The 23,422-nt window shown below is 33.8% G+C and carries 19 protein-coding genes; 16 read left to right on the plus strand and 3 right to left on the minus strand.

The genetic code is table 11. From position 1 onward, the window contains the following. Positions 1 to 6 precede the first annotated feature (6 nt). From kdsB to Q0910_RS26290, 3 genes are all read right to left on the minus strand, one after another. The gene (kdsB, locus tag Q0910_RS26280; RefSeq protein WP_299223393.1) at positions 7 to 1,851 is read right to left on the minus strand and encodes a 3-deoxy-manno-octulosonate cytidylyltransferase; all 1,845 of its coding nucleotides are present in this window, start codon (positions 1,849 to 1,851) and stop codon (positions 7 to 9) included. Between the two features lie 78 nt (positions 1,852 to 1,929). Then, positions 1,930 to 2,493, minus strand: a complete 564-nt coding sequence (locus Q0910_RS26285) for a DUF4126 domain-containing protein (protein WP_299223263.1) — start codon at positions 2,491 to 2,493, stop codon at positions 1,930 to 1,932. An 11-nt stretch (positions 2,494 to 2,504) separates the two neighbouring features. Beyond that, positions 2,505 to 3,932 (minus strand): AAA family ATPase, encoded by a 1,428-nt coding sequence (locus Q0910_RS26290; protein ID WP_299223265.1) that lies wholly within the window; start codon positions 3,930 to 3,932, stop codon positions 2,505 to 2,507. A 136-nt stretch (positions 3,933 to 4,068) separates the two neighbouring features. Here Q0910_RS26290 and Q0910_RS26295 point away from each other — a divergent pair, with 136 nt between their 5' ends. From Q0910_RS26295 to Q0910_RS26370, 16 genes are all read left to right on the plus strand, one after another. Next, the gene (locus Q0910_RS26295; protein WP_299223267.1) at positions 4,069 to 4,725 is read left to right on the plus strand and encodes a hypothetical protein; all 657 of its coding nucleotides are present in this window, start codon (positions 4,069 to 4,071) and stop codon (positions 4,723 to 4,725) included. Next, a complete protein-coding gene (locus Q0910_RS26300; RefSeq protein WP_299223269.1) occupies positions 4,697 to 5,530 on the plus strand; it encodes a DUF3822 family protein in 834 nt (277 codons plus the stop codon). The genes Q0910_RS26295 and Q0910_RS26300 overlap by 29 nt, the downstream gene beginning before the upstream one ends. A gap of 1 nt (position 5,531) precedes the next feature. Continuing rightward, the gene (locus Q0910_RS26305; protein ID WP_299223271.1) at positions 5,532 to 6,077 is read left to right on the plus strand and encodes an RsmD family RNA methyltransferase; all 546 of its coding nucleotides are present in this window, start codon (positions 5,532 to 5,534) and stop codon (positions 6,075 to 6,077) included. Between the two features lie 255 nt (positions 6,078 to 6,332). Further along, entirely contained in the window at positions 6,333 to 6,746 is a 414-nt protein-coding gene (locus Q0910_RS26310) for a prepilin-type N-terminal cleavage/methylation domain-containing protein (RefSeq protein WP_299223273.1), read from the plus strand. Between the two features lie 164 nt (positions 6,747 to 6,910). Continuing rightward, the gene (locus Q0910_RS26315; RefSeq protein ID WP_299223275.1) at positions 6,911 to 7,228 is read left to right on the plus strand and encodes a hypothetical protein; all 318 of its coding nucleotides are present in this window, start codon (positions 6,911 to 6,913) and stop codon (positions 7,226 to 7,228) included. Then, the gene (locus Q0910_RS26320; RefSeq protein ID WP_299223277.1) at positions 7,228 to 8,643 is read left to right on the plus strand and encodes a GspE/PulE family protein; all 1,416 of its coding nucleotides are present in this window, start codon (positions 7,228 to 7,230) and stop codon (positions 8,641 to 8,643) included. The genes Q0910_RS26315 and Q0910_RS26320 overlap by 1 nt, the downstream gene beginning before the upstream one ends. A 4-nt stretch (positions 8,644 to 8,647) precedes the next feature. Next, positions 8,648 to 10,882 (plus strand): general secretion pathway protein GspD, encoded by a 2,235-nt coding sequence (locus tag Q0910_RS26325; RefSeq protein ID WP_299223279.1) that lies wholly within the window; start codon positions 8,648 to 8,650, stop codon positions 10,880 to 10,882. Then, the gene (locus Q0910_RS26330; protein WP_299223281.1) at positions 10,882 to 12,087 is read left to right on the plus strand and encodes a hypothetical protein; all 1,206 of its coding nucleotides are present in this window, start codon (positions 10,882 to 10,884) and stop codon (positions 12,085 to 12,087) included. Before Q0910_RS26325 ends, Q0910_RS26330 begins: the two co-directional genes overlap by 1 nt. Then, the gene (locus Q0910_RS26335) at positions 12,071 to 12,589 is read left to right on the plus strand and encodes a hypothetical protein (RefSeq protein WP_299223283.1); all 519 of its coding nucleotides are present in this window, start codon (positions 12,071 to 12,073) and stop codon (positions 12,587 to 12,589) included. The genes Q0910_RS26330 and Q0910_RS26335 overlap by 17 nt, the downstream gene beginning before the upstream one ends. Positions 12,590 to 13,056: 467 nt before the next feature. Then, positions 13,057 to 14,340 (plus strand): tail fiber protein, encoded by a 1,284-nt coding sequence (locus tag Q0910_RS26340; protein WP_299223284.1) that lies wholly within the window; start codon positions 13,057 to 13,059, stop codon positions 14,338 to 14,340. Positions 14,341 to 14,355: 15 nt separating this feature from the next. After that, a complete protein-coding gene (locus Q0910_RS26345) occupies positions 14,356 to 15,573 on the plus strand; it encodes a tail fiber protein (RefSeq protein ID WP_299223286.1) in 1,218 nt (405 codons plus the stop codon). A gap of 167 nt (positions 15,574 to 15,740) precedes the next feature. Further along, positions 15,741 to 16,274, plus strand: coding sequence for an OmpH family outer membrane protein (locus tag Q0910_RS26350; RefSeq protein WP_299223288.1), 534 nt, complete (start codon positions 15,741 to 15,743; stop codon positions 16,272 to 16,274). A 148-nt stretch (positions 16,275 to 16,422) separates the two neighbouring features. Next, positions 16,423 to 16,776: a four helix bundle protein gene (locus Q0910_RS26355; protein ID WP_299223290.1), complete on the plus strand. Its 354-nt coding sequence runs from the start codon at positions 16,423 to 16,425 to the stop codon at positions 16,774 to 16,776. 120 nt (positions 16,777 to 16,896) lie between these two features. Beyond that, positions 16,897 to 17,502 carry a hypothetical protein gene (locus Q0910_RS26360; protein ID WP_299223292.1) on the plus strand — a complete coding sequence of 202 codons (606 nt, stop codon included), beginning with the start codon at positions 16,897 to 16,899 and terminating at the stop codon, positions 17,500 to 17,502. Next, on the plus strand, positions 17,499 to 17,675 hold the full coding sequence (locus tag Q0910_RS26365; protein ID WP_299223294.1) for a hypothetical protein: 177 nt from the start codon (positions 17,499 to 17,501) through the stop codon (positions 17,673 to 17,675). Before Q0910_RS26360 ends, Q0910_RS26365 begins: the two co-directional genes overlap by 4 nt. A gap of 44 nt (positions 17,676 to 17,719) precedes the next feature. After that, positions 17,720 to 23,410, plus strand: coding sequence for a hypothetical protein (locus tag Q0910_RS26370; RefSeq protein ID WP_299223296.1), 5,691 nt, complete (start codon positions 17,720 to 17,722; stop codon positions 23,408 to 23,410). Positions 23,411 to 23,422 lie beyond the last annotated feature (12 nt).

Genomic DNA, 23,422 nt, shown 5'->3' on the forward strand with positions numbered 1-23,422 from the left:
ATAGGATTATAGTGTACGATAAATTGCCTTCAAAGTATCAGCATTCATCTTTTCTTGCCAATTTTCGCCTAAAGCGTTTTCCCACAAAGGGACTAAACCTAAGGCTACAGATGCCATAGTATCTAACTGTTGTTCTGTTGCATTAGCACAAATTCCTGCAGGCAGTTCAATATTATGAACTTCTTTCATTTTCTTAAAAAGTGCTACACCCTCAGGGTAATAATCTCCAAGCTTGTCAAAAACAATACAGTTTCCTATTCCATGCTTAGTTCCTAAAACGTAAGCTAATCCATAACTCATAGCATGTGCAACTCCAACCTGCGAATAAGCAATACTCATACCTCCATGCCAAGAAGCCATCATTAGTTTTGCGTCTGCTTCTTCTTTATCTAGCGTGTTTTCTAAAAAGATCTCTTTGCAAAGGTCATATGCTTTTTCGCCATAACTTTGACTAAATGCATTCAGATACGTACCATTTAAAGATTCAATACAATGAATATAACAATCCATCCCTGTATAAAACCATTGATCTTTAGGTACCTCTTTTATTAATTCCGGATCCAGAATTACCTGATCAAAAGGGGTGAAATCAGAATTGATACCTAATTTTTTTTCAGGGCCTGTCAATACTGTTGTTCTTGACACCTCTGCTCCTGTTCCAGAAATTGTTGGAATACCCACATGATACACCGCTTTATTATCCACAAGATCCCAACCTTGGTACTCTGTAGCACTACCAATATTGTTCATCATAATAGCTACAGCTTTTGCCAGGTCCATTATAGATCCGCCACCAATACCAATAATACCGCTTGGTGTAAAACTGTATGCACTTTTAAATTCTGATACCAGTTGGTCTACCTGAGACGTTTTAGGTTCTTCTTTTGTAGATACGTAAACTATATTATCATTACCTGATAAATTTATCCTATCTTCAATAAACGTTTTATTATTTTCAAAAACATCATCAATAAGATAAATAAAAGGGGCACCATTTTTTCTTTCTGGAGAAAGGATTTGCTCTAGTTGATTAAAGGATCCTTTGCCAAAAACCACTCTTGGCACCATAGGAAAATTCTTATGGATTGATTCTTTAACCTTAGAAGTAACCGTAGATGTAATGTTCAAAAGATTTTGTTTATTAATTAAATTCTTTGCTTTTTCTAAATCTTCCGGGGTATCTATTTCCACACCTTCGTGATGTGTTTCTATCATTTTTATATTCTTACCATATTCCAGATATCTAATACATTCAATCTTTTCAGAAGCCTCTAAAGTTCTCATCGGTAGGCGATAAAAATCTAGAATTGCTTGCTTTCTGAATGCATAAATTCCTTTATGTTTATAATATGTATGACTAATTTCTTTATCTCTAGGATATGGAATTGGAGCGCGAGAAAAGTATAAAGCATAATCATCTTTATCTACAATTACTTTCACGCTATTTGGGTTCACTATATCATCCCAATCATTCATTGGGGTCATAAGACTTGCCAGATCTATTTTCTCTGCATCATCTCCTTGAAATACTTCCAAAACCTTTTCAAGGCTTTCTCTTTCGGTAAAGGGCTCATCTCCTTGAACATTGACTACAATATCAATATCCATATTTTCTACAGCTTCAGCGATTCTATCACTTCCGCAGTCATGCTCTTTAATACTCATGATAGCTTTACCGCCATGAGCTGTAATTTCTTTAAATATAATATCGCTATCAGTAACCACATAAACCTCACTAAATAATGATGTACTTACTGCGGCTTCGTATGTTCTTAGAATAACAGATTTCCCTTCAAGATCCTGCATTAATTTCCCAGGAAATCGGGATGCAGCATATCTCGCAGGAATCATTGCGATGGTTTTCAGATTAGTTTTGTTCAAAATTGTGTGCTTTTCGAAGGTCCAAAAATAACTTTTTTAAATCGATTTTCAAGAAGAGCGAGTAAATAGTTTTTTATAAACTTTTCTTAAACCAAAGAACAGCAGTATTACCAAAATAATTGCTAAGGGTGCTATAAAAATAGATATCAGAGACATCACAGATGCTGTTCCCGTTTCTACAGTTGCGATAACAGGATTTGCCAATCCTCCTGTAGTTGCTGTAGATGTTAATCTAGATGCTCCCATTGTGCTTTTTACTGTGGTTGCTGTTCCTCCACCTGCAATAATGGCCAGTGCCCAAGTTACTATAGGACTCAAATTAGCAACAGTTGATACCATAACTGCCGTACCAGCTATTGCAGCAAGTGGAATCGCTATAGTATCGAGTAAATTATCAAACCAAGGGATGTAATAAGCTAAAATTTCAACTACTGTAGCTATAGATAGAACGATTAAGGCTACATTACTCCCTACCCATTGCCAACTAGAATTTAAAGGAATAACACCATAATGACCTGCCAAACTAACTGCTAATAATGGCAGAAACACCCTAAAACCAACAGAAGCCGCTAGTCCAATTCCTAAACATATGCTTAAAATTGTTTCTTGCATTTATAAATAATTTAATTCTCAATAAAAAAATCGTCTTTAAACCCAATAAGATACAATTTTTCTTTAGCTCTAGTAACCGCAGTATATAACCAACGTAAATAATCTTTATTGATTCCATCCGGAAGATAAGGTTGCTCTATAAAAACCGTATCCCACTGCCCTCCTTGTGATTTATGACAGGTAATTGCATAAGAGAATTTTACTTGTAACCCATTAAAAAACTTATTGTTTTTCACTCCAAGAAACTTCTTGTATTTTGATTTTTCTCCTTCAAAATCTTTCATTACTTCCTGATACAACTTATTGGATTCTTCATAGGACAAAGAAGGTGTTTCTGAAGTTAACGTATCCAAAATCAAAACGGTTTCCAATGGTTTTTGATCTGGATAATCCACCATAGCAATTTTCACTTCCGCGAAACGAAAGCCATACAATTCCTTTATAGCATATATTTCCAGAATTTTGATAATATCCCCATTAGCTATAAATCCTGCATCACTCTTATTGTCTAACCAAAAATAATTATTCTTTACAACCATCAAGTAATCTCCGGCAGAGAGTTCTTCTTCCTGAAAAAGTATTCTGGAACGAATCTGTTGGTTGTATATATTGGCTCTTTTGTTCGACCTCAAGATAATTACCGATTCCTCGTGACCAGAACTAGCATACGAATCATTTAAGGCATCCATAATATCATGTCCATCAATCAATCTTATAATGTCAGGATACCCTTCTATATTAAATTGAAAAGACTCATAAAACCCATCATTCAGCAGTTCTCTTAATGATGTTGCATTCATTAGAATACCACTATCTTCAGCCTGTCTTACTACTTCATCTAATTCAATTTGGGTTACATCCTTATTAAAACCCATTGATAAATTATCAGCATCCAAAGCAGGACTTACTTCTAACCTAACTGGTGGTAACTGAGCTGTATCACCGATAAAAAGGATTTTGCAATTATGACCTGAGTACACATACATCATTAAATCATCTAATAATGATCCATTCTCGAATAGTTTACTATCACTAGGTGTGTCTGGGATCATAGAAGCCTCATCTACTATAAATATGGTATTTCTGCTCTTGTTTTGTTTTAATTGAAAAGCAAGACCTCCACTACTTGTTTTTTTTGGATAATAAATATTTCTGTGTATCGTTTGTGCTTGCCTACCCGAATAATTACTAATTACCTTCGCAGCGCGACCTGTAGGAGCTAATAAAACAGAATTTAATTTCGCTTTTCCCAGATTTTTGACCAAAGTTCCTATTAAAGTTGTTTTTCCTGTCCCCGCATACCCTTTTAATAAAAAAAGTGAATCTTTTGTGCCTGATAAGATAAAAGCGGAAAGCTTCTGAAGTACAATATCCTGTCTTAGAGTAGGTTCAAAAGGAAAATCGTCTTTTAATAACTGATAAAACTCTGTTTCCCTCATGAAATATCCATAATCCTTAAATTCATATTCTGTTAATAAATCAAAGATAGTAATGATTTTTTGGCTATAAACTTTTACGATTGAAAAAAAATTGTAGATTTGCGTATACACTAATGTCTAAAAGCTAAATTATAAAATGAAAATTGTTCTTCAATTAGTTCTATGGGTAGTTATCGCAGCCTTGGGTTACATGGTATACAATTCTGTAATGGGTCCTGTACGATTCAACAAGATTAAAAAAGTGCGTTATGCAAAAGCTATCGAAAACTTAAGAGATATTCGACAAGCAGAACTAGCCCATAATACGGTAGTTGGTAGATTCGAAAAAGATCCGGCCAAGTTAATTGCTTTTATAGATACTGCTAAATTCACTCTTACTCAACGTAGAGATTCTAGTTTTATCAGATTTAATAAAATTTTACAAATAGACGAACCAAGAGATACTGTCGTAGTAGATACGCTTGGTTATGCGGCTATAAAGGATTCTTTGTTTGGAGGAAGTGATCGTTACAAAACTATGATGAATGTACCTGTAGATGGTAAAGATGCTAAGTTTGACCTTGATGCTGGTTTTATTGATAAAAATGGAATTAGAATTAGCGTTTTTGAAGCTAAAGTATCTAAGGATATTCTATTACACGATCTAGATAAAGATTTACTATATCAGGAAAAACAAGTAAAATCTGTGGAAGGTGTAGATGGACCATTCTTATCAGTTGGTTCTATGCAAGAAGTAAATACTACCGGAAACTGGCCAAAAACTTATGACTCAAACACAAAACAAGAAGAGTAATACTTTTGGTAATACAAAATATACATTGTCCATTCAGGTAAGCCTGAATGGACTTTCTTTTTGTACAGTAAATTCCGATAATGAGATAATTGCTTTAGAGCAAGATGATTTTGGTATACATTTATCTCCAGAACAAGTATTAGAAAAAATAAAATACAACTTCGATCACAATACAGATCTAATACACAACTTTGATGTTGTAGAAGTTATTTATCAGAACGATCTATATACTTGTGTTCCTAAAGCTTTGTTTAATTCTGAATCTCTAAAAGATTATTTAAAACACAATATTAAAGTATTAGAAAATGATTTTATAGCGTATGATGAATTGGATCAACACGAAATAGTGACCGTTTATATCCCGTACACCAATATTAATAATTTCTTTTTTGAAACTTTCGGATCATTTACCTACAAACACGCTTCAACGATACTCGTCGATAATGTTTTATCAAAAGAGAAGAATAGTGAAACTACGAGAGTTTTTGCACATATGAATTCTAAAACATTTGATCTCGTAATTACTAATAAAGGAAAACTGCTATTGAGTAATTCATATATTTATGAAACCAGTGAAGATTTTTTATATTATACAATGTTTGCTGCAGAGCAATTAAGATTGAATCCAGAAGAGTTTAAATTAGTTTTCTTAGGTGATATTTCGAAAAACAGCCCTTGTTACACCATTGCACACAAATACATACGTCATGTGGATTTTGGGAATAGAAACAACGATACCAAATTCTCTGAAGCTTTACCTCCTATTGATGATCACCAACATTTTGTTTTATTAAATCATTTTTAGTATGCGAATTATCTCCGGAAAGTATAAAGGAAAAAGATTACAGGCTCCCAAAAGATTACCTGTGCGGCCTACAACTGATATGGCCAAAGAAGGATTGTTTAACATCCTTAATCATCATTATGTATTTTCTCAGGTTACACTGCTTGATCTTTTTGCCGGAACAGGTAATATTAGCTATGAATTTGCCTCACGCGGTGCAGAACATATTACAGCCGTTGATACGCACTATGCCTGTGTTGGCTATATAAAAAGTATAGCCAAAGAGCTTGATTTCGATATCGATACCATAAAAAGTGATGTATATCATTATCTGGGAAAAGTAAAACGGAAATCAGATATTATCTTTGCTGATCCACCTTATGACTTTACGAATGAGCAGTTTACAAAAATTGCCGAATTAGTTTTTGAGCACGATTTACTCAACGAAGATGGTGTTTTGATCATAGAACACTCTAAGCACACCAAACTGGATGATGTTGCCAACTTTAGCAATGCTCGCAAATATGGAGGTTCTGTTTTTAGTTTTTTTGAAAAAAAATCACCTTAAATCATTCTTTTTCAAGGTTAACCTCTTAAAAAGACCATCCTTTTACACAGTTACTAGAATTAACAAACTATTCTTCTAAGGAGCTATTATGTTAAAAAATAATATTATTTATTTTTTGATGGTAACAAAGTTGCTACTTATGACACTATTCAATGTAGCATCACTCAAATAACATCAATAATATAAACATCAGAACCTTAGGAATATAAAAAAAGTATATTTTTGCACACCTAAAAATAAACTATCAATTAATTTATGAATAATAAATATAAGATATACAAAATCAAAGCATTTAACCTTCAGGAAATGCTTTTGGTTTTAGCAATTATAGGAATATTATTACTAATAGCATTACCAAACTTCTTACCCCTTATTGCGCAAACCAAAGCACAAGAAGCTAAAATACAATTGAAAACAATTAGTAATATGCAAACTCAGTATAGGTATCTTAATTCTAAGTATTCTTTAGACTTTAATGAAATAAATTATGAAGCTCCGAACACAGTAAAAAATGGAGGTACTGCGAACTACAGTTATGAAATCCTCGAAGCGTCTATTTCTAATTTCAAGGCTAGAGCAACGGCTGTAGTAGATTTTGATGGTGACGGAGTATTTAATATCTGGGAGATTGACGAAAACGGAAGCCCCAAACAAATTACTAAGGACTAATGCTGATTCTAAAAGGACTTATAATTTTGAATTTAGGATATATTACACAACAAGATCTCCGCAATCGAGAAGTCTACTGGTTTTTATTTCCAAGCCTCACTATTTTACTAGGATTCTTTCATTATCACAATGTACTCCCGCTTCATTTTAAAAATACTATTTTAATGAATACAGGACTAATACTTTCAATACTCTTGGTACTTTATCTATATACACTAATACGAATAAAACGTCCATTTTTTAAAGAAGTATTCGGTATAGGAGACGCTTTGTTCTTTTTAGCCTTAGCAATCGCTTTTCCAACCATAACTTTTATTATACTGTTTGTATTTTCTCTACTGTTTTCTTTAGGGATTTGGTTAATCGCAAAAAACAACACCAAGTACAACACTATCCCATTAGCCGGATATATGTCTTTATTTTTAATACTAATTTTTATGGGTAGTTGGATTACACATAAAATTAACCTGTATTTACTATAATGAAAACAAAATCTTTCGAAATACCGGTTCATATCAAACAGCTGATTACTCCAAATCAAGCATTTCATTATAGAATAATTCCATTTTCTAAAGAAGATGATACGATACAATTCAAAACAGATTCAGAAAATCTAGATAATCTTCAAAAAGAGCTTTCTATAATTCTCAATCAAGAGGTTGTACTCATACCAGAAACACAAGAAAACTTACAATCATATCTTACACTAAATTATAGAAAAACAACCGCTAGCTCTAATCAAAAACTACATTATGAAGACAATTTTTTACAAAAATTAATTACAACTGCAAAAGATTTTGGCAGTAGTGATATTCATATGGAACCCTATGAAAAATTTTGTAGAGTACGATTAAGACTGGATGGAAAATTGAAAGAGCAGTATACTATTAGTAATAAAGAATATCCTCAACTAGTTAACCAAATCAAGATACAATCAGGATTGGATATTTCACAAAAAAGACTGGCTCAAGATGGGCGAATTACCTTTAAAAATGGTTCTGAAGAGTTTGATATTAGGGTATCCACAATGCCTACACTATATGGAGAAAAAATTGTATTGCGATTATTAAGTAGAGACACACAAGACGTACAACTTAATGATCTTGGATTTACTAATAAAGAACTAGAATTATATAGAGAAGCCACCAAAAAACCACAAGGAATTATCTTAATATCGGGTCCAACTGGTTCTGGAAAAACGACAACGCTGTATGCTACTTTAAAAGAGCTTAACAAAGAAGTTTCTAATATTTTAACTATAGAAGACCCAATTGAGTACACCTTAGAAGGTATAAATCAGGTACAACTTAGAGAAGATATAGAATTTGATTTTCCGGCGGCGCTTCGAGCTTTTTTACGTCAGGATCCAGACATAATTATGGTTGGTGAGATTAGAGACGACAAAACCGCTAGTATGGCTATTAAAGCAGCATTGACTGGTCATTTAGTCTTATCCACAATACATACCAACTCTGCTTGGGCTACTATCTCCAGGCTTATTGATATGAAAGTTCCATCTTTTTTATTAGCAAGTACACTGACAATGAGTATTGCGCAGCGACTTGTGCGCAAGCTGTGTCTGCATTGTAAAATAGAGAAGAAATCAGAAACCAAAGATTTTCCTTTAGGATATGATATTCCTGAAGAAATAAAGACACATTATATCGCAACTGGTTGCAATCATTGTTATCAAACGGGATATTTTGGTAGAAAAGCAATATATGAACTACTACCTATTACCAAACAATTAGAGACCGCAATACGTCATAATGAGTTGCAAATTGATGACTACATTGCCACCCAAAATATTGATACGCTACAAATTAATGCAATACGCCTGGTAAGGGAAGGTGTAACTTCTGTAGAAGAAGTATATGCGTTATTGGCAAACAACTAATACTATGAAAAAAAACATACTTTTAATATGTTTCATTTTTAATTTTGGAATACTATCCTATGCTCAAGATACTTTTCAAAATCAATCTGAAAACAACACCAGAATTGCTACACTGGAAAATAAATTACAATTACTAAGTGTAGAGATTCCTGGTTTAACAGAAAAAATAAACGTAAACATTTCTAATACTACGCTAGTTAATTTTTTAAGAGCAGTTTCGCAGGTTCATAAAATTAATATTAATCTTTCTGATCAACTTAACTCTATTAACATAATTAATGGTTTTAACGATGTTACTGTACAAGACTTGTTGATTTTCCTGGTTAAAGAATATCAACTCGACATTCAATTTACTGGCAACATACTATCTATAAAAAAGTACGCTCCACCTACAGAAGTAGTAAAGGAGAAGGAACTCATCATTAATTATGATTTGGCAGCAGGTACTATATCAACAGACCTAAGAAACGATCCATTGCCTAAAGTATTCAGAAAAATAACAGAAGTTTCAGGCAAAAACCTACTATACACTCCAGAATTAAACGCTAAAAACCTGTCATTATATCTAAGTAATGTACCAATTGAAGTTGCATTACAAAAACTAGCAGAAACCAATGATTTGGATTTTAATAAAACCAGAGATGGGTTTTATGAATTTGAAAGCATTCCTGGTTTAAATGATGGTTCAAACAATTCTAGTTCCAGAAGCCGAAGAAATAGACGAAACGTTAACTATAAGATTGTAGACACATTAAATAGAGTATTATCCGTTGATTTAAAAAATTCTTCCGTTGGAGAACTTATTAATAATCTATCAGAAGACTTGAAACTAAATATTTTTACAGCTTCTCCACTAGAGAATGCTGGTAATGTTACTGTAAAAGCAGAAGCCATTAGTTTTGATGATTTACTAATCAAAATTTTTGAAAGTAATTCTAATGCTGCAACGCAAAATCCTGCACCAAATAATCAAAACAACAGAAATAATAGTCCTAATCAACAAGGAGGTTTTCAAAGTAGTCCCACTACTCCAACGTCTAATAATTTCACCTTCAAAAAAGAAGGAGATGTTTATTATTTTGGAACAGAAAATCAATTGACCATCAAAAAAATAGAGATGGTTCAGATGATGCACCGATCGATTGCTATGTTGGGTGATGCCAACCCTGCGGGAGGACTAGGAGGAAATAGTTTTGGAAACAATAATTTTGTAACTGGAGGAACCAATTTCTTTGGAAATCAAGGAAACTCTAATCTTAATCAAAATAGAGGTAATAATAGAAATCAAGTAGGATTGAACTCCGGAACATCAAGAAACTCCTCGAGCACTAGCACTAACAGTGCACAGGCTGGATCTATTTCAGATATTTTTCCTGCTTCTATAACAGAAGGGCTAGATATTAAAATAGATACTGAACTAAACAGCTTTGTAGTAAGTGGATCTGGAACAAGAGTAGAAAAATTTAAAAATTTCATAAAATATATAGACAAACCTGTTCCACTCATACTAATTGAAGTTATGATTCTGGAAGTTAGCAAAAGTGCAACTGTAGAAACAGGCGTAGAATTTGGAATAGGCAAAGAACCCACCACTACAGAAGGAGCTACTTTTCCAAATACGAATATCACTCTTGGCGCACAAACAATCAATAGAATTATAGGTGGCTTTGATGGTTTTGGATCCTTAAACCTTGGTAATGTGGTTCCTAATTTCTATATGGATATAAAGGCTATGGAGTCTAACGGAAATGTAAAAATATTGTCCACGCCAAAACTAAGTACATTAAATGGTCATAAAGCTTATTTGTCTAGCGGACAGACAACGTATTATGCAGTTACTAGTCAGAACATTTTTGGATCACAAAATCCTCAGACTTCAGAAATCGTCAATTACCAACCTATAGATGCAGAATTAGCCTTAGAATTTAAACCTTTTGTTTCCGGAGATGGTCAGATTACGCTGGATATACAAGTGATACAATCTAATTTTAGTGGTGAGCGTATTGCAGAAGATGCTCCACCGGATATTAATAGCAGACGATTTTCGTCTATTATGCGAATGCAGGCCAATGATGTAGCAATTTTAGGAGGTATTGAGGAAAAAGTAAAGAATGATTCCGGATCAGGAACACCTATATTATCTCGTATTCCTATAATCAAATGGCTATTCAGTAAAAGAAGAAGAGAAGACTCTAGGAAAAAATTAAATGTAATTATAAAACCCACCGTGTTTTATTAATGGGAGCATCATTATTATCATATAATCCAATAAAAAAGTCTTTTCTTGCTTTTGAGCAATCAGAACGAGAAAACAATCCCATAATCATCGGGATCGAGGTAGAACAGAAGAAAGATGAGCTAGATGTTATTCAACATTTCGTTCTAAAAGATCTTACTATGCTATCTCAGTATATTAAGATTACTACAAAAGCAAATCTTAGTATTACTGATAGTAATGTATTAAGTAAAGAGATACTCTCTACTGGCACTGATCAAGAAATTCTAACTGAAGCTTATCCTAATCTGGATCTAAATGATTTTTATTACCAAATCTTAAAGACTTCAGAAAAGTCTTTTGTTGCAATTTGTAGAAAACAATATGTCGACACACTCATTTCAGCCTATAAAAAAGTAAATATTCAGATCACTAATATTGATTTGGGAGATCTTAGAATCTCATCATTATTATCTTATTTTCGGGACACAGAATTATTAACATATTCTTCTACTATCCTAAGTAACAATGGCGAAATTTCCTCAATTGAATCCAACAATAGTAGTATTGAAGAATACAAAATTGAAACTATAGTTATTCCCAGTACGCATACATTACCTTTTGCGTGTATTCTGGATACGGTGACCAATCAAACCTCTATTTCCGGCAATACTGAGGAGAAAAACGCAGAACTTCTACACACCTATAAAGAATCTCAATTCTTTAAGAAAACACTACAATACGGAATTGGTTTTTTGCTAATCTCATTGTTAATCAACTTTTTTGTCTTTAATAGCAAGTATACAGCCTGGCAAGAATTACAAGAAGAGCAGCAAATATATAGTACTCAAAAAAAAGGGATTGAAAAACAACAATCAATTGTTAATACGAAAGAGGCGATTGTACAAAGTATTGTAAATACAGGGTTCTCTAAAAGTTCATATTATATAGATCAAATTATACAATCGTTACCAACAACGGTAACGCTAAATTCTTTTACATATCAACCGATTGCAAAGACCATACGCACTGAAAAACCTATTGTTATTAGAGAGCGCACCCTTTTAATCACAGGTAATTCATCAGACAAAGCTGCTTTTACAGCCTGGTTAGATAGCATAGAAGATGTATCCTTTGTAAAGGCAACCACAATTAATTATGGATGGGATAAAAAAAATACGTCCGCATTCGAAATAGCAATTAATCTAATTGATGACACAGAAAAATAAAAACATAGCGTTAATCATAGGCCTGATTTTAGTCTTATTCATTGCCTATCAATATGGTTTTTCTAAAACCTTTGCTGTGAGTAAAAAAGTAGCTACACTCCAAAGTCAAAAAGAAGCGTACCAATCTGCTCCTGCACAATTAGCAACATTAGCCAATAAAGAAAAACAACTGGATGAAATTCTGAAAAAAAATAATGTAGAAGGAAACTCATTACAGAATAACATACTTAAAGTCCTTAACACCTTGTCTGTCAATTCAGAATTTAAGATAATTATTTTTGAAGAACCACACGTTTATGTTGATGAAACCTCTAAAGAAACGACGACAACTTATAATTTCACATTACAAGGAGATTATAAATCTTTGATCAATGTGGTATACGCTTTGGAACAAAAATATAGTTTTGGCAATGTAATCCATGTTAGCTTCGAAAAGAAAAAAAATTTCAGAACCGGAAAGAGCTTTTTGCAGTGCGGTGTTTTATTGCAACGATTGAATTAAAAACACTTCGTTTTAAACCACTAAACCCTCGGACTTCGAAACTCTAACTCCTGACCTTCAACTTTTTACCCTGAGCTTATCGAAGGGCTGACTCCTGACTTACGACTCCCTACTTTTTACCCGGATCGCAGTCGAAGGGCTCACCTCTAACCATTATTTATAAAATAATTAAAAAAAAAACGGATTTCTCCGGTAACATTTATCCTATTACTGACACTTTATTATATAAAAAAGAAAGTAACAGTTAGAATTGAGAAGGAAAAGATAAATTTTAACAGGGAAAAACACAACAAAACATTGATTAACAACTACTTAAATCTAATAGCTTTTTACACTATTAAGAAACTATTAACTAAAGTAAAAATTCCCTTACGGTTATACCATAAAACTTTATATTTGCGCCTTCTTTTTTTTAGCCCAAAACAGAAGATTTTATAAGAATTTTTAATCATATCATTTTTTAAATTATGAGAAACTTATTATGTAGTAGTATCACTTTAATTTTATTCAGTGTTTGCACTTCGCAAACCGTCGATGTCACTTATTTAAACCCTAAAATAACATCCGACACTAATTATGAATATCTAAGATTTGGTAATCCCTCGGCATACAAAGGTGGATTAATGTGGAATAAAACTTCTCAATATTATGGAGATGGGGATGATATTTCTCTTTTTACCTATAACAATAGAGATTTAACTTTTTTTACAGGAACGGGAAACTTTATTGTTTTTCCTCACAGTGGAGGTAATGTAGGTATTGGAACTGCTAACCCTCAATCAAAACTTCATATATCCAATGGAAGCTCTGGAGGTATAGTACACGATTTTTCAGATCTAACTATTGAAGATAATGACAATACAATGATGAATCTATTATCACCAAATAACAAAACAGGATATTATGGCTTCTCTGATCCCGAAGACAACTATGTTGGTGGAATACAATATGTGCATTCTACTAACAGCATGATATTTAGAGTTAATGACCATTTAAATGATATGGTAATCGATGCAAACGGAAATTTAGGTATTGGAACAACAAACCCTAGAGCAAAACTACAAGTAGAAGGACAAACCAAAGTTGGAAAATGGGGTGTATTAACATTAGATTGGACCAACGAGACCAATTGGGGAGGAAGTTCTAACAAATGGGCCGGTTACATCGGGTTCAATTCTTCTAGAAATAATGAAGATCCTAAAGATCATTACAAAGGAACAAATAAGTACACTTCAAAAGGTGTTTTTGAAGGTTCTAATTATGGTTTCCGATGGTTATATAGAAATCATAATAATTACGATTCTGATGCACAACATCAACTTACTGAATACATGCGTTTAACAAACGATGGAAATCTTGGTATCGGTGTAACAAATCCAGACGCAAAACTCACCGTAAAAGGGAACATTCATACCCAAGAAGTAAAAGTAGATCTTAACGGAGCTGTGGCACCAGATTATGTGTTTTTAGAAGATTACAAGCTAAAATCAATCAATGAAGTTGAAGCTTATATAAAAGATCAGGGACATTTACCAAATATTCCTTCTGCAGCGGAGATGGAAGAAAATGGTATCGAATTAAAACAAATGAATCTTAAACTCCTAGAAAAAATCGAGGAGTTGACACTCTACACGATTGCTCAAGAGAAAGAACTTAAGAAACAGGAAGAAAAGATTAAGGCTTTAGAAAAACAAAGTAATAAAATCAAACAATTAGAAGAAAAACTAGAATTAATTCTAAGCAAACAATAAACAAATCCACTATCCATGAAGAAAATAATCCTATTTAGTTTCGCTGTACTAGTTGTAAACATACTGACCGCCCAATCTTTGAATCCAAATGATGATAACGCTACCACCGGAAATATAATAGCAAAAAATCCAAATAATACAGAAGCTGTAAATATGCTTTCATGGCATAACGATATAGCCAGAATTCGTATCGGTGGAATGGGAAATGGAGCAAGTAATGGTTTTGTTTTTCAAGGGCCTTCTGATACCAATTTATTTAGGATTATGGGAAATGGAAATGTAGGTGTTGGAACAACAAATCCAGCTGCAAAGTTGCACGTAGTAGGAGATGGAATTAGGGCTGATCGATTTTCTCTTTCTAACATAACAGACCAAACGAACGCCAGTCCTTGGTATGGTTTAGGAAGAGGAACCTTCACAGATCTTTCTAACGACGACACAAAAGCTTCCGTCCAACTTGCAGGTTATTATGGACTTTTATTAAAAACTGCTGCTGGTTCATTGGGAATTCATCAAAACGGGAATGTCGGAATTGGAACAAACTCACCAACAAGACTATTAGACGTATATGGAGATGCAAAAATAGGAAAAACAAATTCCCGTCATTATTTAAAAATTTCATCTTCACAATGGCCTGAGTTACGTTTTCAAACTCCCTTAAGTAATGAGAAAATAAGAATTGGTGTTGCGCATGAAAATCATACAGGTTATGGAGTTTCCGAAGGAGATTTTTATGTTTTTACTTCAACAATAAGCTCAATGCCCTTAATTGTAAAGAAAAATGGTGATATCTCCCTTAGTTTAAAAAATGGTAATGTTGGAATTGGAACAAACACTCCAGATGCAAAACTAACTGTAAAAGGGAACATTCATACGCAAGAAGTAAAAGTAGATCTTAACGGAGCTGTGGCACCTGATTATGTGTTTTTAGAAGATTATAATCTAAAATCTATTAATGAAGTAGAAGCCTACATAAAAGATCAGGGACACTTACCTAATATTCCTTCTGCGGCAGAAATGGAGCAAAATGGTATCGAGCTAAAGCAAATGAATCTCAATCTTCTAGAAAAAATTGAAGAGTTAACACTCTATACAATTGCACAGGAAAAACAACTCAAAGAAGCCAACAACAAACTTCTGATATCCGACACTCGACTTCAGACGTTAGAAGACAAAAACAAAGAGCTCGAAACTCGATTAGAAAAATTAGAAAAAATATTAATTAAAGAATAGAAAATTAGAAATTAAAACTGTCACTGAGCCTGTCGAAGTACAGACCAAAACAGACTAACTAAAAATTAAAACTGTCACTGAGCTTGTCGAAGTGCAGACTAAAACAGACAAACCCAAAATAAAAACCGCCACTGAGCCTGTCGAAGTGCGGACTTAAAAACAAAAACATGAATAAAATAGCATTACCCATCGCCATTATTGCACTAGTAGCATCCGTAGCCTCTTTTTTCTACTTACAATCTTCATCGGATCTTGTATATGTAGATGTAAACAAACTTTTGGATGGTTATAAAAGAACCAAAATCGTAAAAGCTGAGTTTGATGAGAAAGCAAAAACTATGAAATCAAATGTTGATAGTCTCTTAGCGGATTGGCAAAAAGAATTGAAAACATACGAAAAAGAACGTAGTGGTCTTAGCAAAAAGGAATTAGAGCTAAAACAACAATTACTTGGTAACAAACAACAACAGATCAACAATTACCAACAAGCAGTACAAAAGCAATTACAAGAAGAAGATAAAAAAGTTACACAGACTGTTATTAATGATATCAATGATTTCGTCAAAGAATACGGTAAAAAGAACGGATACAAAGTGATTTTTGGAGCAACCGGTAGCGGAACCATTATGTACGGAGAAGAATCTGCTGATCTAACCGATAAAGTACTGGAAGAATTAAATGCTGAGTTTGAAGGGAAGTAATTGAAGACGGAAGTCAGAAGTCAGGAGTCAGAAGACGGAAGACGGAAGTCAGAGGGCTGAAGTCAGAGGTAGGAAGATGGAAGACAGAAGCTTCGCTTCAAAAAAACTTCGGACTTCTGACTTCGGACTCCCGATAAAATAATAAACCATGAAATTTAAATTCGAAGAACTAAGAATTTGGCAAAAGGCGATGGATTTAGGAGAAGAACTCGATAAAGTATCTAAGTCTTTTCCAAAAAATGAAATGTACAATCTCACCTCTCAAATGATGCGAGCAATTGATTCTGTTGCTTTAAACATTTCTGAAGGATCTATCGGACAAACCAATCCAGAATTTAAAAAGTTTATGGGATATAGTATACGTTCACTTGCTGAAGTAGTAACCTGTTTACATAAAGCAAAAAGACGAAAATACATACCGGAAGAAGAATTCGATAAGCAATATATAAAATGTTTTGATTTAACGAATATGATGACAGCATTTAGAAAGAAGATTAATTGATAAAAAGTCAGGAGTCAGAAGGCGGAAAAAATGAAAAACAGAAGAAGCTTCGGACTCCCGACTCCAGACCTCTGACTTCTGACTCCTGACTTCGGACTTCCGACTCAAAAAAACAACACTATGAAACAAACATTATACATCATACTGGCAGGTCTGCTTCTATCCTCCTGCTCCACTAAAACCTTCGACAACAAAGAAGAACTATGGAACTATCTCAACAATCCAGAGAATGAATATATCCATACCAAAACTGTAAACGGGGTAGATTTCTCTCTTATATATAAGCCTACTGATTTATTGGTAGATCAAGAATTAAGTGGAGAAACGGATGATGCTAAAATCGACAGTTTACGAAGCAAATATGATCAATATCTATATTTCAATTTGTCTATGTCCAAAAACAACCAGGAACTCTTGAGCAATGTAGCGGGCAACAAACAGCGATTTGGAGCAATGGTGAATCAACTAGCTTTTGGGATGGAACAAAAGGTATATCTGTATACACCCAAAAAAGATACTATTGAGATGGCGGACTATATCTACCCCAGAATGTATGGAATGAGTGGGGCTACTACCATTTTATTAGTATATCCTAAAGATTCTATGGTAACAAATGCCGAACATATGACACTTAGTATAGAGGACCTTGGATTTTACACAGGAGAAGTAAAGTTTAAGATCCCAACAAAAATATTTAAAAACGAAATACAATTAAAGTTTGAATGAAGACGGAAGACGGAAGTCAGGAGTCAGAAGACAGAAGACAGAAGTCAGAAGACAGAAGTCAGAGGTCGGAAGACGGAAGACGGAAGAAGAAACTTTATTTCGGACAACTGACTTCGGACTTCGGACATAAAAACAAAAAACACCTGACTTCGGACATCCGACTTCAGGCATAGAATAAATAGAAACTAGAGAAACACCAATGAAAACCAAAAGCTCTATGAAGATTATTAAATTACTAAAAGAAAAACTTTCCACTTTTAATACCGAGCGCGGCCGAAGGGCGGACTCACGACTTGTCACCCTGAGTGCTACACTGAGCGGAGTCGAAGTAATGCCGAAGGGTCGAACACCCGTTCGCCACCGGGCAATCGCAATGTTTTTCGTACTAACATTTTTAAACACACTGATTCCTTATAATCAGCTTTGGGCCAACAATAATGGACCAAATGCTCCGGAAGCTGCTGCTTTCGAGCCCGTAGATGCTACAGATATGGTAAATCTTTTAACAGGTGATTTTTCTTACGTTTTACCATTATTGAATGTCCCTTCTCCAGAAGGAGGTTACCCATTAGCATTATCATATCACGGTGGTGTCGCTCATAATCAAGAAGCATCATGGACAGGATTAGGTTGGAACTTAAATCCCGGTTCTATAAACCGTAATATAAATGGGTTTCCTGATGATTGGGGAAAAACGAACTATGAAGAGTTTTTCTATGATGCAGGATGGGAGGAAAACGAATATAACTTTAGTTTAGGTATAAATATTAATGGTTTTAACATTGGACAAGGTGTAGCCTGGGGCTCGCATAGATCTACTGGTGGTTTTGTATCATTAGGATATGGATTTAATGATGTCGGTGCAAATGTGACAGTAGCGTCAGAAGGTTCAAGCATTGGTTTTGGGTATCAAGGGTTTAACGTGAATGTAGGAACAAATGGCGTTGGCATAGGGTATGGTAGTGATTTCAAAAACAGTGAGTTAGGCTATGGCATCAGTCTTAATTATAATTATAATTCTGGTTTATCAGGAGGTCTATCATTAGCAGGAACAGAATCAAATAAATCTTCAAAAAGTATTTTAAAATCTACATCTGTCGGGATAAGTTTTAGCTCAAATGGTCCTTCCTTAAATGGGTCAATTAATGGAAAAGGAGGAGGGATATCCACCGCAAATTATGGAGTTTCGAGTAATGATTACAATGTAGATGTAGATGGATTTCAAACTTCAATCCCAGTCTATATTTTTTATGTAGGTTTTGGTCATAAAAGAATTACTTATTCTTTGTTTAAAAAAAACAACCTAACTACATCAGGATCCGTGTATCCTTATCATGCTAATGAAACTAAATCATTTTCTGACGGTTCAGAACCAAGCTATTTAATGAAAGAAAACTATTTTATGGATGTAAATGAATTCCCTGCTTTTTCCCATAAAAACATGAGTCTGGATTATTTGGTAGAACAAAATTATAAGATTGATAAAAACAATATATCTCTACCAGGCTATGATAACTATACTGTTACTTCTCAAGGATTATCTGGAAGCATAAAACCTGCAAGCTATTATGAACTTAACTTAGTAGATAGAGGAAGAGCGGAAACTAATAATGATAATATCTACACTACATATGTTGCCGATAATTTTGACAGTTATTTAGATGAAACAAATGATTTAGGAGGAACAACTCATTTTTATTTTGAAAATGAAATCAACTCATTTTTAAGATTAGACCGTACAAATATTTATAAAAATCCAACAACCAATGGAATAACGAATCCATCTGATAGGGTTTTACTCGAAGGCTTTGAAACTTCTAATACAAGTTTATATAATCAACAAATATCTCCAAAAGGTGATCAATTAAAATTGGGTAATAGAAAACGTACAGGCAATTACATAGAAACTTTTACGAATAAACAAATTCGGGATAATAATACTATTGGTTTTATTGAAGCAAAAAACATTAATAGAAATGGAGAAATCGATACGTTTTTAGATGAGGGGATTGGAGCCTTCAAAATTACAGCGTTAGATGGTAAAACATATCATTATTCTCTCCCTGTTTATAATTTTGAAACATTTTACAAAAACTTTAAAACCGAAAATCAAGAGAATACAAACTTCTTTGAAATCAAAAAGACCAAACCCTATGCTACACATTGGTTATTAACTGCAGTTACTGGTCCAGATTACGTAGATATAAATACTAATGGACAGGTAGATAAAGAAGATTATGGATATTGGGTAGAATTCGATTACGGAAAATGGTCTGACGGCTATGTTTGGAAAGGCCCTTTTGATGGATATGAAGAGCATGAAAATAAAGAAGATCCTAATGATAAAACCTACTCTTATTATTGGGGTAGAAAACAGATCTACTATCTGGATGCAGTAAAAACGAGAAGTCATACGGCATTGTTTGTAAAAGATCTTAGAGCCGATAATACATCTAAAGAATTAAACATCTACAAGAAATTATATACTGGAGGCACCTTTAAGGCCGATGAATATAGCGAAGAGATTCAATCTGGTAAAAGTATATATATATCTCCAACCATAGGCGAACCTGGTGATGTTGTTTATAAAGGTGATGGCAATACATATACACTTCCCGATTATCCCTTTATGCCAGTCCATTCAGGGTCCAATTATAAAGAAGTATTAAAAGGAATTAAAATGAGTTCAAAGTATATAGATATTCCAAAAAACAGGCTTTTAAAGCTTAGCAAAATTATTCTTCTTAAAAATGATCAATCAAATATAGATAAAGGGAGAGGTAACATTACATCAACACTTACCGGGTATTCAAGTATCAACAATGGTTACAAGAACATACAACCTTGTGAATACGATACGATTGATCAAAGCACTAAATTATGTGCAGAAGTGGTAGTGCTATCAAACGGATATTTAGATCCTATCATTCTTAAAAGTTTTCAAATACATCAACATGACAAAGTTTTAGATATAAAAGACATTGAAGGATTAAATTTAGAGGAACAGGCAGCCCAAGTAATTGATTTTAATTATGACTATTCATTAGCGCAACAATCCCCTAATTCAGTAGCTTCAACTAAAGGAAGATTATCTCTAAAATCTGTAGATTTTGCTGGTAAAAAAGGAATCTCTTTAGTACCACCATATAAATTTAATTATAATTTACCATATGTTACCTATAATAAGGAAAATCAAGATGAATGGGGGTATCATAAAACTAATCCTGAAGCTTGGAGTTTAAATGAAATTACTACTCCCACTGGTGGGAAAATTAAAATTAATCACGAAGCAGATTCGTATTATTCTGAGGCAGCTTATAACTCCTCTGAAATCTTCAATAATGCTATAATAAACAAGAATGAAAACAGTGATATTATAGAAATTGAATTTCTCAATTCAAACATTAATTTAAATGAATATTTCAATCTAAATGTAGAAACTAATTTATTTTTAAACTTAAGAATTAGATCTGCTGGAGGAGGTAATTATAATCCGAATATAGAGGTTAAAGTCACTAACATTGATAATTCTAATAACAAATTAACAGTTCAGGTAATAAAATATGAAGACGATGGGTATAACTATCACATAAATAACATCCCCATTTCTAATTTAGGAAGTAGTGGAGAGTTCTGTCATAGTTCATTTTGTTTTTCTAAACCTTCTATCAAAAGTACGAAAACACCAAATCTTTATTATACCGATACAGAAGCAAACGGTAAAACTGGTGGAGGTATTCGAGTTGCTAGTATTGAAGTCAAAGGTGAAAATACAACTTTAAAAACGGTATATGATTATACCAATTTAGATGATGATAATATTTCTGGTATAACCTCCTATGCTCCTTCAGAAGAGCAAAAAGGAATACCTTATGTTAGTGAACTTCCTGCACCTTTAATTACCTATGGAAATGTAACTATGAAAAATTATGATCGGAATAACAGATTTTTAGGAAGTACTTCTTATGAGTTTGATGTTCTTAAACCTTATGAAGAACATCCGGATTATATCTTTTGTTTAGGGGATTTCTTTAAAGTAGAAGAACAGCAAAATGAGAGTTTCTTCGATGGAGAAGTAAAAGCCAAAAAATATACTATTTATAATAAGATAAGTGATATAGGTCGAGTATTATCTGTTGCCTCCCATAATAAGAATGGACAATTATTAAATAAAACAGTCAGCAGTTATAAGACAAATTTAGACAATGATGGTCAAATAGGAGTTTCTCAACAATCATACAAGAGTATTAAAAAACTCCAAAAAGACAATGAGGAGAGCTTTCTAATAACTTCCTCAAGTAAAATAGATTATCCTAGTGTTCTAGAAAGCACAACAACATCACAAGGGGGATTTACAAATACTACCTATTACGATAACCATGATTTCCTAACAGGTCAGGTAATGGAGACGAGGACAGTTTCTAGTGAAGGTACAGAATTCAAAACCAAAATTACTCCAGCATATCAAGTAAGTAATTATACTGATAATACCAATGGTTATAGTATGGGTGCTAAAGTAGATAGCCCAACAAACAAAAACATGTTAACCCAAACGGCTGCAAGCTTAACTAAAATTAAAAATGCTTCAGGAGATTGGAAAATTATGAATGCTTCTGTCAATACCTGGAATAATGATTGGACCTATCGTTCGTATAACGGTACAACTTCGACCCCGAGCAATGATGCAGAAAAAATCTGGCGTAAACATCAAACCTTTGCCTGGAAAGGAGAAGTAGATGAAGATGGAGCGTATGCAGAATACACTGGAGATGATGACAACTTCAATTGGTCTGATCCCGATAATCAATCCAATGCTAAATGGATCAAAACCTCTACTGTAAGTCTATACGACCACTACTCTATGCCATTAGAATCTATTGATATTAATGGAAACAGAGCTAGTACCAAAATGGGAGATGATAATTCTAAGGTATTTGCAGTAGCCAATGCTAGTTATACAGCCATGTATTATTCTGGTGCAGAAGATTTGATAGAGAACACGAACTACTTTAGCGGAGAAGTATCTAAAGGTAGTACCGCTACCCTATCCGATACCTACCATACGGGCGCTAAAGCCGTACAAGCCTCGGCAAATATGAAAGCTTTTTCTGTTACACCAGAAGCAGGAACCTATAAAGCATCTGTTTGGGTACATAAAGGAAATAATAATGACAATTACACTAATACTAAACTACGAGCTGGTGGTTCTGTAATTGACTATCATCCTACAGAAGTAATTCCTGCCGGAGATTGGGTACAACTTAATTTCTATACTGGTGATATTGCAGCGAATCAAGAAGTATACGTCTATAATTCTTCAGGAACTGCTATATATGATGATTTCAGAATGATTCCTACAGCCTCCTCTATGAGTAGCTATGTGTATAACGAACGGGATGAACTGACATATATCATTGGAGCTAACAACTTGGCTACGAAATATGAGTACGACGATGCAGGTAGACTAAAAAGGACCTATGCAGAAGCGATGGATACTCCAGAAGTAACAGGAGGGTTCAAACTGAGTAAAGAGATCAATTATAATTATGGAACTCTTATAAGTAGTAACACAATAAATCCGAATGCGCTAAGTGTAAGTTTAGGTATTAGTAACCCCAACGTATCAACTACGACCCTCACCGCAACAGCAAGCGGTGGGAGTTATGAATATCAGTATCGATGGGCGATCAGTACTAATAACAGTAGTTTTAGTTTTGGTGGTTGGACTTCTTCTAATACCACTTCACTAACCACCAGTTGTGGAATTGGCGGTAGACGCTACTACAAATGTGAAGTAAGGGATAAAAATTCTGGAACTATTGTAACAGGTTCAGGAAATCACCAAAGAGGAAACTGTGGAATCGACGGTGGTGGAGATGGTGATCCTATCCAAATTATCCAACAATAATAATCAATTTAA

Source organism: uncultured Aquimarina sp. (genome assembly GCF_947495315.1).
Taxonomy (GTDB): Bacteria; Bacteroidota; Bacteroidia; order Flavobacteriales; family Flavobacteriaceae; genus Aquimarina.